Annotated in this window: 10 protein-coding genes and 1 pseudogene; 8 read left to right on the forward strand and 3 right to left on the reverse strand. The window is 67.4% G+C overall.

What is annotated here, in order from left to right; translation table 11 throughout:
• Positions 1–917, reverse strand: a 917-nt coding sequence (locus tag D7V97_RS32215; RefSeq protein WP_147445059.1) for an SGNH/GDSL hydrolase family protein, incomplete at its 3' end; no start/stop codon positions are given.
• Between the two features lie 220 nt (positions 918–1137).
• Positions 1138–1944, reverse strand: coding sequence for a hypothetical protein (locus D7V97_RS32220; protein ID WP_120614457.1), 807 nt, complete (start codon positions 1942–1944; stop codon positions 1138–1140).
• Between the two features lie 62 nt (positions 1945–2006).
• Between D7V97_RS32220 and D7V97_RS32225 the strand changes: the two genes are divergently transcribed.
• The 6 genes and pseudogenes from D7V97_RS32225 (at position 2007) to D7V97_RS32250 (ending at position 9361) form a co-directional block, all read left to right on the forward strand.
• On the forward strand, positions 2007–2591 hold the full coding sequence (locus D7V97_RS32225; protein ID WP_233583366.1) for a class I SAM-dependent methyltransferase: 585 nt from the start codon (positions 2007–2009) through the stop codon (positions 2589–2591).
• 93 nt (positions 2592–2684) lie between these two features.
• Positions 2685–4772, forward strand: coding sequence for an Ig-like domain-containing protein (locus tag D7V97_RS32230; protein ID WP_158623497.1), 2088 nt, complete (start codon positions 2685–2687; stop codon positions 4770–4772).
• A 194-nt stretch (positions 4773–4966) separates the two neighbouring features.
• Positions 4967–6955: a M12 family metallopeptidase gene (locus D7V97_RS32235; RefSeq protein ID WP_120614459.1), complete on the forward strand. Its 1989-nt coding sequence runs from the start codon at positions 4967–4969 to the stop codon at positions 6953–6955.
• A gap of 203 nt (positions 6956–7158) precedes the next feature.
• The gene (locus D7V97_RS32240; RefSeq protein WP_120614460.1) at positions 7159–8439 is read left to right on the forward strand and encodes a S8 family peptidase; all 1281 of its coding nucleotides are present in this window, start codon (positions 7159–7161) and stop codon (positions 8437–8439) included.
• 350 nt (positions 8440–8789) lie between these two features.
• Positions 8790–8942 (forward strand): annotated as a pseudogene (locus tag D7V97_RS46160) (transposase zinc-binding domain-containing protein); the annotation flags it as partial.
• A 164-nt stretch (positions 8943–9106) separates the two neighbouring features.
• Positions 9107–9361: a hypothetical protein gene (locus D7V97_RS32250; RefSeq protein WP_120614462.1), complete on the forward strand. Its 255-nt coding sequence runs from the start codon at positions 9107–9109 to the stop codon at positions 9359–9361.
• Here the strand turns inward: D7V97_RS32250 and D7V97_RS32255 are convergent.
• Positions 9334–9582 (reverse strand): transposase, encoded by a 249-nt coding sequence (locus D7V97_RS32255; RefSeq protein ID WP_158623499.1) that lies wholly within the window; start codon positions 9580–9582, stop codon positions 9334–9336. The two genes, D7V97_RS32250 and D7V97_RS32255, sit on opposite strands and share 28 nt — an antisense overlap.
• 152 nt (positions 9583–9734) lie before the next feature.
• Here D7V97_RS32255 and D7V97_RS32260 point away from each other — a divergent pair, with 152 nt between their 5' ends.
• The gene (locus D7V97_RS32260; RefSeq protein ID WP_199729008.1) at positions 9735–9920 is read left to right on the forward strand and encodes a hypothetical protein; all 186 of its coding nucleotides are present in this window, start codon (positions 9735–9737) and stop codon (positions 9918–9920) included.
• Between the two features lie 140 nt (positions 9921–10060).
• Positions 10061–11174, forward strand: a 1114-nt coding sequence (locus D7V97_RS32265; protein ID WP_304988523.1) for a CARDB domain-containing protein, incomplete at its 3' end; no start/stop codon positions are given.

Here is an 11174-nt window from a genome sequence, read left to right on the forward strand (position 1 = left end):
TGGTTGGGGAGAGGGCCGACGTGGGGATAGTCGATGGGGACCACGCCAGGCTGCGCCCCGAGCGTCAGGCGGTTCGTCGCCAGGGATGCGGGTGATGCGGTGATCTTCTTGAGGACTGTGTACATATCCACCAGTCGAATGTTCCGACTGGGGCTGTGCGCGACAGCGGCCGCGAGCTCGGCGTTGAAGACCCGGGCTCCCGAAGTGAATCGCACCATGAGCGCATCTTCCCTCCCCAGCTCCGCGTAGCGCACCGCGTCCGCGGGATCCGGCAGGTTGATGAGCATGAAGTGCGCATGGTCGCCGGAGATGGTCCTGAGCTCGCGGATGATTTCGAAGGTCTGCTCGACGACCTTGTTCATTGTCTCGGGATCGCGCTTGTTCGTCACCAGATCGTTCAGGCCGAACCAGATGATGTACATCGTCGTCCCCACCAGCGGACACGACCTGTGCTGCGCGCGGAACCCTTCGTACTGCTGGCGGAACGTTCCGAGCCCTATCTTGGAACGATCGGAAGCCCCCATCGCGCCGCCCTCGGCGTAATTGACATACGTGATGGGTCTTCCAAACCCGGAGTCTTGATTCGAGTTGACGGTGAGCGTGCGATGAACCTCGGTCGCCGCCGTGCTCTCATCCTTGGGGGTCGACGGTTTCGCCTTGGGCTCCTTTGCCAGCTTTTCCGCGAGATACTCCGGGTCTTGGGATTCGAACTTCGCGGGTCGGAACATCGACATTCCACCGGCCCACTCCCAGAAGAAGTCGGTCCAGTTCTTCCCGTCGCTGAAACGGCCCAGGTCATTGACCTGCATGAGTCCGAAGAAGTCCGCGAACGCGCCCATCCTGGTGGCGGCCTTGTTGCCAATGTCAGACATGCTGTCGCCGAAGATGATCAGGTTGTCGATCTTGATTCGCGGCATGGACGTCGCGCTCCCGGGAGCCTGAAGGACGAGCCGAAGTCTTCGGCTGTCACAAGAATATCTTCATGTGGGCGTACCGGAAAGTCCAGCGAGTCGAGAATATTCTCAATTAATCGAAAATCTACATCCCAATGACAGGCAGGGCCTGGAGCGGTTGTGTCGACGCGCGAGCGGGGGGCTCGCTTGACACGCTGTAAAGTCCCAACCTGGAGAGGGGCGGTCAGCCGCAGTCGGCGTACTGCTCGTCCTGCCGCTTCGGGTCGCTGGCGGAGACGGAGCTTCCGTTCACCTCCACGGTGACGACCTCGTCCGCGGACATCAGGGCCCCGCACTCGCTGGCTCGCGCGTGACAGCTGCGGGTGAGGATGAAGGTGCCGTCCTTGGACGCTTCCAGGCTCGTGACGTCGCAGCGGTAGGCCGTGGGGCCTTCGCCCGTGCTCTTGTCGACATCCTCTTCGCCCACGGCGTCCGTGGCGCCGAGCACTTCGCCGTCCTTGCCGAAGAGGACGAAGTGGTAGCGGGTCAGCGAGCCGTGGTTCCACTTCCCTTCCTCTTCTCCAACGTCTTCCTCGCGCTCCTCGCGGGTGAACACGCGCAGGGTTTCGCCGGAAGGGAGCTTGAGGGATTCCTCCCGGGCTTCCAGGGCGGCGCCTTCGTGCTGGGGGCAGGACCGCTTCTTCGCGGGGACCTTCACCTCGCGGGAGTAGGTCTCCGGGGAGAGCAGCTTGAGGTGCTTGACGATGGGGGCGGCCTCATTGGGGGCGCAGACGCCCAGGAGCCACACCCAGAAGCCGGGCTTGAGGCCGGGCACGGTCTTGCTCTGGACGAGCTTGGGTGGGTCGTCCTGGAGCTTCAGGCCCGTCTTTTCGAGCACGTTGCCCAGGTCGCCCCAGGAGACCCTCTTGGCCTCGGCGTCGGCCTGGGTCTTGGCGCCCTTCCAGATGATCGCGACGGCATTGCCGGCGGCCCCGGCCCGCGAGGACCCGAGCAGGGTCAGCAGACCCAAGGCGATGATGTATGAACGCATGACGATTCCCCCTTCGACTGGGATGGATACGCCGTCCGCAGAAGCAGGACAAGCAGGTAACAATGATGCACGAGTACGATTTGATCGCGGACTGGTATGCAGCCCAACGCACAGGCCCCATGGGCGTCCCGGAAGTGACCGCGCTCGCGGCCTCACTTCCGGCCGGCGCCTCGGTGCTGGACGTCGGCTGCGGCACGGGACTGCCGCTGACGCGGGTGCTGCTGGAGTACGGCTGCCACGTGATGGGCGTGGATAGCTCCCGCGAGCTGGTGGCGCGATTTCAAGCGAACTTCCCCCTCGTGCCGGTGAGCTGTGCGCCCATCCAATCGTGTGAACTCCAGGAGCGGGCGTTCGACGCCGCGATCGCCTGGGGGGTCTTGTTCCACCTGCGCCACGAAGAGCAGGAACAGGCGATCGCCACTATCGCGAGGGCCTTGAAACCTGGCGCCGCGTTCCTCTTCACCTCGGGCGACGCTCACGGCTCCATCGACGGCGAGCCGATGAATGGCGTCCCGTTCCGCTATCACTCGTACAGCGTCGACGGGTACCGCGACCTGCTGCGCGCGCACGGGCTCACGCTGGAAGCGACACACACGGACCCGGGCGGGAACGTCTACTTCCTTTCTCGCAAGACTGGATGCGCTTGAACGAGCTGCTGGTACTGGGCCCTGGGTCATCTCTTCCCCATCTGCCAAAGCCCGATGCCATGTGTTAGGCGTTGCGCCCGAGAGGGGAACACCATGAACAACAGACACAATGACTGGCTGGCCATTGGAATGGCCTGCCTGCTGCAAGCCTGCGCGCCGACACCGGCGGAGCCTCCCGAGGACACGGCACTCCAGCATCAATCCCAGGCGGCCTCCGCCGCGACGGGATCGCTGGCGAAGGCCCATGTCACGGTGCCGCACACGCGCCTGCTGGATGGCCGGGTGCTGGTGGCAGGCGGCATGGAGTTCAACGACATCTTCCTTCCGCAGGGCAAGCCGTACCACGCCATCAGCGAGCTGTACGACCCACAGACAGGCTCCTGGTCCATCACGGGCAGCCTGAACGCGATTCGCGACATGGCCTCGTTCGAGCGTCTGGCGGATGGCCGTGTGCTGGCGGCAGGCGGCTGGGAAAACAACACCGTCCAGTCCCGCACCACCCACGCGACGGCGGAGCTCTTCGACCCCGCCACCGGGACCTGGTCGTTCACCGGGAGCATGGCCCAGCCGCGTTACAACGCCCCCAGCGTGGTGCTCGGGGATAGACGGGTGCTGGTGGCGGGTGGCAGGAACCTCCAGGTCACCGACCTGCTCTCCGCGGAGGTCTACAACCCCGCCACGGGCGGCTGGACCGCGACAGGCTCCTTGCTGGCGAAGGTCCAACGGCTCGTGCTGCTCCCGGATGGCCGTGTCCTGGGGCTGGCCGCGGACGTGAACGCGCAGGTCTACACGCCGGCCACCAACGCGTGGACGAGCCTGGGAGCCCTTCCCACGGGGCAGGGCACGGAGATCGTGGTTCCCCTCGCGGATGGCCGGGTGCTCCTCGGAGGAAGTTCGACGGGGGCGCTGACGAAGGCCTCCCTCTTCAACCCCGCGACGAACACCTTCACGGCCACGGGCTCCCTGCTGACGGGGCGCTACTCCCCCGGCGCCGTGCGCATGCCCGATGGAACGGTGCTGGTCTTCGGCGGCCGCACCCTGAACGGCGTCATCGTGAGCGCCGTGGAGCGCTATACGCCGGCCACGGGGACGTGGTCCGCCGAGTCCCCCCTGCTCACGGCCCGCCAGGCACCGGCGACGGTCCTGCTGGCCAGCGGGGACGTCCTGATCGCGAGCGGCGTGGGCGTCAGCAGTGGCCCATCGAACCAGCTCAAGCCCTGCGAGCGCTACGCGTCCTCCACCTGCATCCCCACTTCGTGCACGAGCCAGGGCGCCGTGTGCGGCACCGTCTCGGACGGGTGCGGCGGGACGCTGGCGTGTGGCACGTGCGGCTCCGGCCTGATCTGCACGGCGTCCCACACGTGCGTGAGTGATGCGACGCCTCCCACGGCCGCCCTCACGGCGCCCGGCGCGGGCGCGCCCCTGACGGGCACGGTGACGCTGCAGGCGACCGCGTCCGATGACGTCGGGGTCACGCACGTCGAGTTCCTCGACGGCACGAAGCTGCTGGGCACGAGCAGCACCGCGCCCTACTCACTGGACTGGGACACCCTGGCGGCTGGCGATGGCAACCACACCCTGGTGGTCAAGGCCTACGACGCCACGGGCAACGTCGGCACGAGCACCCAGGTCACCGTGCAGGTGCTCAACACGCCGAACTCGGGCGTGGCCCTCTACGACTCCACCTCCATGACGCCCCGCTGTGCCGTGGTGGGTCCCTCCTGTGACTCCGGGACCCTGTTGAACGGACGCGGCACCGTCGTCGGCCCGGAGCTGAACGCTCCCAACACCCTGAAGGGCTCCTGTCAGGACGGCACCCTCCTCACGGCGACCGTGCCTGAAGCCATCCACGCCCTGCGCGTCGCGACCCTGGATGGCTCGCCCCTGGCGCCCGGCAAGGTCGTCACGATCCAGGTCACCGCCTACGTCGGGATGCCAGCTCCGACGCGCATCGAGCTCTGGACCACCGCCGACGTGGACAACCCGGTCTGGAGCTTGATCTACAGCTTCGCGCCGAACACCAACATGACGCAGACCTTCAGCTTGAAGTACACGCTGCCCCCCGGCCCCATCCGGGCCTTCCGGGCTCGCCTCAACGACAACGGCTCGGCGATGCCTTGCAGTAGCCAGGGAAGCTATGACGACCAGGACGACCTGGTCTTCGCGACGCAGTCGCCGTAACCGGCCCGGGTGGAGCGCAGGGGCCGTGCGTGAACGGTCGCGCGCCTCACCGTCCTGGCCAACGCCTCCAGGGCGCGAGGCGCGAGCTTTCGGAACTGGCGTTCCCCGCGACAACCCGTTCGGGAATCTCGTCTGGAGCCCAGCTCTCCTATAATCATCTCTCCCTACGCACCTTCTTCGTGCCCGAGGTTGCCTTGTTCCGTTCCGCGCTGGTCTGCATCCCGATTGCTCTCGCGCTGCTGCACTGCAGCAGCGCGGAGCTCAGCCCTCACTCAGGTCCCGAAGGTGAGGTCGGCTGGTTCCAGACGCCACAGGGCGTCCGGAAGCTGGAGTACCAGCGGGTGAATGGGATGGCGCTGGTCGAGGGCGATGTCCTGCTGGACATGAAGACGCAGTTTCTCGGCGATGACGACGGCATCGCGCAGAACGCCGCCGCGCTCGCGTCGCTGGCAAACCCGGCATCCTCCTCCTGGCGTTGGCCGGGCGGCGTCATCCCATACCGCATCGACCCCGCGCTGCCCGATCCTCAGCGGGTCTACAACGCGATCAACCACTGGAACGCGCTCACGGTCATCAAGCTGGTGCCGCACAGCGGTCAGCCGTACTCGCTGACGTTCCTCCCGGGAGATCCGTCCACCGGGGCGTGCTTCGGAAGCCTGGGACACAGCACGAGCGCGGGTATCTGGTTGATCGCTGGCTGTGGCACCGCTGAAGTCATCCACGAGATCGGCCACGTGGTGGGGCTGTGGCACGAGCAGAACCGCCATGACCGCGACCAGCACATCAACATCCACTGGGGGAACATCGACTCGCGCTACCCCTCGGCGTTCGCACTGTACTCGTCCGGATCGGACGTGGGCGCCTACGACACGGCGTCGATCATGCACTACGACTCGTACGCGTTCTCCATCAATGGGCAGCCCACCATCACCCGCAAGGACGGCTCGCTGATCATTCGCGCGCAGGTCCTCTCTCCCGGCGACATCAACGGTGTCGCCCTGAGCTATGAGGGCAATGCCCCGTCGCTGGCCATCTCCAGCCCGGCGCCTGAGAGCCATCACTCCGGCCCGTTCTCCTTCAGCGGCGTCGCCACGGACGATCTGCGTCTTGGCAGGGTCCGGATGATCGTCCAGCCGTACTACGGGCAGACGTTCGACACCGCGCAGCAGGTCTTCAACCTTTCCGCCCGGATTGATCCCGCGGGCTGGCCGGACGGGCGCTACGAGCTCTGGGTGGAGGCAACGGACTGGGTGGGCAACTCGAGCTCCACTCCGCGCCAGGCGATCTACGTGGATCGCACGGCGCCGGTGGTGACCATGAGCTCGCCCTCCGGCTGGCCGCTCCACGGTTGGCACCAGGGGAGCCTCTCGCTCTCCGCCCTCGCGTACGACGCCAATCTGGTCGACGTGCAGCTCTTCGTGAAGAGCACCGCCATTGGCGGCCAGCCGCTCCTCATCGGCACGTCGGCCAATGGCAACCTTACCGTGAACTGGGACTCGCGCGCGGTCGCCGACAGCGGCTACCCGTACCAGGTGTACGCGGTGGCGCGGGACAAGGCGGGGACGGCCACCCAATCGACCGTCTCCACCATCGTCATCGACAACCACGCGCCCACCGTGGCGGCGATGACGGCGCCGCTCCCGGGCAGCAGCGTGGGGCGCTATGTGCGCCTGGAGGCGAATGTCCAGGACAACATCGAACGCGTCCGCTTCTACCTGCGCCAGACCGGAGGAGACGTCCTGCTCGGAGAAGCGACGGATCCGTCCGTGGCGTGGGGCATCGAGTGGCTGGTGCCCAACTCCCTCCCGAATGGGAGCACGGTCTCGGTCTACGCGGTGGGGACGGACAAGCTCGGCCGCGGCATCACCTCTCCCGTCAGCACCTTCACGGTCAACGGTCCGCTCGTCGCCGTGGAGGTCACCTCACCGGCGGAGGACGGCATGCAGTTCTACCCGGAGGAGACGGTCTCGCTCGAGGCGGTGGTCTTCGGCGCGCCCGTCACCGCCGTTGAATTCGAGGTGCCCGGGATGGTCTTGCTCCAGGCCGAGAACACGGGCGTGAAGTTCCAGGCGTCGCTCGAGTTGATGCAGTTCCTGCACGGCGACTACGAGGTGATCACCCGCGCGTACCTCGCCGGCGGCGACACGCTCACCGCCTCGCGCTGGATTCACGTGAAGCGGTAGGTGCGTCACCTCCAGCTCCGACGCATCGTGTCGTCCTCAATCAGGGGGGGGTAGCCCGACGGCGCCTCGGCCCCGGGGTGTTTCACGGGTGGGGGTTTCGGACGTTTCACGGCCCCGCGGGGCAGCAACCGCTTTGGGTCTGAAAGCGTTACTTCAATGCCGGCTTCCGGCCGAAGCTGGGAGTGCCACCCCCGGGGGAACCCATGTCGCTGAAGCTCCTGTCGCGGACGGTCGCGTCCGCCTGCGTGCTGTTCCTGCTGTCGGCGTGCCGGAGCGCGGGCAATCCCATGCCGCCACCCGGTGACACACCCTGCCGTGGCACCGCGTCCGTGCAGACACCGGCGCGCGAGAAGTTCCTCACGGTCGCGAAGCCGGTCCCCGGTGAGTACGTCGTCGTGCTCAAGGAGCCCCGGGAAGGAGACGTCGCGCTGGCGCCGGTGGTGGACGCGCGGAGCCTCACCGAGCGCTTCGGCGGCAAGGTCTTCCACGTGTACGCGCACGCGCTGCGGGGCTTCGCCGCGCGCATGAACGAGAAGCAGGCCCGTGCCATGTCCGCCGCGCCCGAGGTGGAGTACGTGCAACAGAATGGCGTGGTGACGCTCGACGAGAGCCAGTCCGATGCGACGTGGGGGATTGACCGCATCGACCAGCGCGACCTGCCGCTCAATCAGCTCTACCTGTACCAGACGCAGGGCCGGGGCGTGCACGTGTACGTCATCGACACGGGCCTGCGCCCCACGCACCGGGAGTTCGCCGGGCGGGCGGACATCGCCTTCGATGCCGTCGACGACGGTCGCAACGGCGTGGACTGCAACGGCCATGGCACCCATGTGTCCGCCACGGTGGGCGGCAGCATGTATGGCATTGCCAAGAGCGCGTCGCTGCACGCCGTGCGCGTGCTGAACTGCGAGGGCGCCGGGACGACGGCGGGCGTGGTGGCGGGCGTGGACTGGGTGACCGAGCACCATCAGTCCCCGGCGGTGGCCAACATGAGCCTGGGCGGCGGCGAGGACGCGGCGCTCGACGATGCCGTGCGCCGCTCCATCGCGTCGGGCGTGACGTATGTGCTGGCGGCGGGCAACGAGAACCAGGACGCGTGCAAGCGCTCTCCCGCGCGCACCGCCGAGGCCATGACCGTGGGTGCCACCACCAGCGCGGACCGGCGGGCGTCCTTCTCCAACTACGGCGACTGCGTGGACGTCTTCGCGCCCGGCGAGGGCATCGTCTCGGCCTGGGCCAGCGATGACACGGCGACCAAATCGCTGAGCGGCACGTCCATGGCCACCCCGCATGTCACCGGCGTCGTCGCGCTCTTCCTGGAGGCCCATCCCACCTCCGCGCCGCAGGAGGTCAGCACCGCCATGACGGGCAACGCCACGCCGGACAAGGTGGCCAACCCCGGGCACTGCTCACCGAACCGGATGGCCTACTCGGGCTTCATCGCACCCGCGCGGGCCCCCACCGTCCAGAACGGCGGGGAGTAGGCACGTCCCGAGTCCGCGCTCACGCGCAGGCGCCCGTGAGCGCGGACATGAGGGCCTCGGCAATGTAGCAAGGCACGTCGCGGCGGCGGTGGAGGCCCTGGAAGGGGGCAACCCGGCGCGGGCTGCGACCGTCCTCCGCCTCCTACTGTCCGCAGGCCCCGGCCGTTGACAGTCAGGGGCTCCACGGAGGCCCGTGGGAGGCGGACCGTCGCATGTGCCCTGGCGAGGTGTGGCTGGGGCGGGGCAGGTGGGAGAGCACGGGTGGGCGTACCGGCGGAGGCGGCCGGAGGGGACGGTGCTGTACGAGGCAGTGAGACCTGGCCACGCTGCTGGAGGAGGCGAGCGAGGTGGGACGCGGCCTGCCCCGGTACGTGGAGCGGGACTTCGCCCGGTACCTGGAGTGCGGCGTGCTGGCGCACGGCTTCGCGCGGGTACGCTGCGAGAGTTGCAAGGACGAACGGCTTGTCGCCTTCTCGTGCAAGGGGCGAGGGGGCCCTCCTGCAACGCGAAGCGCGGAGAGGGGCAGGGCGCGCCATCCTGGAGTGCCGAGCCGCTGATGTCAGAGCTGGCGTGCCCTGGCATTGCGCGCTGGGTCACGCACTTATCGTAGATTTCAGCGTGAGACGCCTTGATGTATGACGGGGCGGCAACCCTTCACGGAGGACGCATGCGTACGTTCCTGATTGGCGGTCTGTTGGTGATGGCGGTGGGCTGTGGCGGTCCCATGGAGCAGGAGGAGGAGGAGTCGAACCTGGCCTCGCAGGAGTCGCCGCTCCCGAACTGCACCAACCTTCCGACCAGCGTTGTCAGATACTACAACGCGTCCCTTACGAAGGTCATCGGTGAGCGCGGGTGCTCCTGCGGAACCTATGTCAACTGGGGGACGACGTCGGTCTACCACAACACCCGCGACAACTGCTGACGCGACGAGCAGTTGAGCTGAAGGAAGGAGAGGCAGTGGCGGAACCCTGCCGCGAGCTTCGCGAGCAGCGTCGCCGCGCCTGACTGACTCACCGTCCTGGCCAACTCCTCCAGGGCATGAGGCGCGAGCTTTCGGAGCTGGCGCTTCAGGTCCGCCCACCACAGCTCGCTGAGATTGAAGTCGGGGCTGTAGGTGGGCGGGTACGCCACGCAAGGTTCCACGGCGTCTTCGCTCCAGGCGCGAAAGTGCGGCCATTCCTGCTCCCTCAAGCGGAGGCGGAGCCGGGGCTGGGGGAGGCCCAGGAGACAATGGAGGCGCGGGCCGAACTCGGGCACTGTCGCGGGTCGCGGTCGATTTCATGCTGGAGCGGCGGTTGGGCGCCGAGCACCTTCCGGACCGGACGGAGCTGTACCCGCGCCATCCGCGCCGCATGAAGGACGGCCGCATCGACGACGCCTGGTGCCGTGCGCAGTACCTCACCGGCGCGCTCCACCCGAAGTCCACCGGCCCCATGTTCCAGGCGCTGACCGCCCTGCGAGGCGCCGGAAGGACAAAGTAAGTCAATGTAAGCAATCGGTATGTTTTAATAGCAATTATACAATGCTGCTGCTTGCTCCCATCCTGCCCGCGTTGATATTCCACCCTTCGCGTGAATTGCGCGTTCAGCAGGACTGACTGTTCTCACCCAGGGGTAAGCGCATGAATCGACGAAGCAGCAGGGTTGGAAGTCTTCTTGGCGCGGTGGTGTTGCTGGCGGCGGCTGGGTGCGAGCGCCCGGCGGAGAGCGGCCCGGCAGTTGAGGTGGGCGCCACGAGGCAGGGCGTCGTATCCGGCCCCGACTTCATCGTGTCCGCGGTAACGGGGCCGGCCAGCGCCACGTCCGGGCAGCAGATCTCCGTCTCCGTGACGGTGTGTAACCAGGGCACCGTCGGTGGCAGCGCACCGGTGGAGGTGTACCTGTCGGCGGACGCAACCATCACCCCCAACGGTCCGACGGGGCCCTCGCCGGACTTCTTCGTGGGCTACGCAGGCTCGCCGTACCTCAACGCCGGCCAGTGCCAGGTGCTGACGGTGTCGGGCCCGGCGTACGCGTCCACCGAGGGCGCCTACTACCTGGGCGCCGTGGTGGATCCGCAGAACTCCCTCTCCGAGCTGATTGAGAACAACAACACCTTGACTGGCAGCCGCATTGGCGTGGGCAACAGGCCCGACTTCATCGTGTCCGCGGTAACGGGGCCGGCCAGCGCCACGTCCGGGCAGCAGATCTCCGTCTCCGTGACGGTGTGCAACCAGGGCACCGTCGGTGGTAGCGCACCGGTGGAGGTGTACCTGTCGGCGGACGCAACCATCACCCCCAACGGTCCGACGGGGCCCTCGCCGGACTTCTTCGTGGGCTACGCAGGCTCGCCGTACCTCAACGCCGGCCAGTGCCAGGCGCTGACGGTGCTGGGCCCGGCGTACGCGTCCACCGAGGGCGCCTACTACCTGGGCGCCGTGGTGGATCCGCAGAACTCCCTCTCCGAGCTGATTGAGAACAACAACACCTTGACCGGCAGCCGCATTGGCGTGGGCAACAGGCCCGACTTCATCGTGTCCGCGGTAACGGGGCCGGCCAGCGCCACGTCCGGGCAGCAGATCTCCGTCTCCGTGACGGTGTGCAACCAGGGCACCGTCGGTGGTAGCGCACCGGTGGAGGTGTACCTGTCGGCGGACGCAACCATCACCCCCAACGGTCCGACGGGGCCCTCGCCGGACTTCTTCGTGGGCTACGCAGGCTCGCCGTACCTCAACGCCGGCCAGTGCCAGGTGCTGA

It is taken from the genome of Corallococcus sp. CA053C, assembly GCF_003611675.1.
GTDB lineage: Bacteria > Myxococcota > Myxococcia > Myxococcales > Myxococcaceae > Corallococcus.

Bases quoted from the DNA above. Each gene is read 5' to 3' on its own strand.
- D7V97_RS32220 (WP_120614457.1), bottom strand. From the start codon at position 1,944: ATGCGTTCATACATCATCGCCTTGGGTCTGCTGACCCTGCTCGGGTCC.
- D7V97_RS32225 (WP_233583366.1), top strand. From the start codon at position 2,007: ATGATGCACGAGTACGATTTGATCGCGGACTGGTATGCAGCCCAACGC.
- D7V97_RS32230 (WP_158623497.1), top strand. From the start codon at position 2,685: ATGAACAACAGACACAATGACTGGCTGGCCATTGGAATGGCCTGCCTG.
- D7V97_RS32250 (WP_120614462.1), top strand. From the start codon at position 9,107: ATGCGTACGTTCCTGATTGGCGGTCTGTTGGTGATGGCGGTGGGCTGT.
- D7V97_RS32240 (WP_120614460.1), top strand. From the start codon at position 7,159: ATGTCGCTGAAGCTCCTGTCGCGGACGGTCGCGTCCGCCTGCGTGCTG.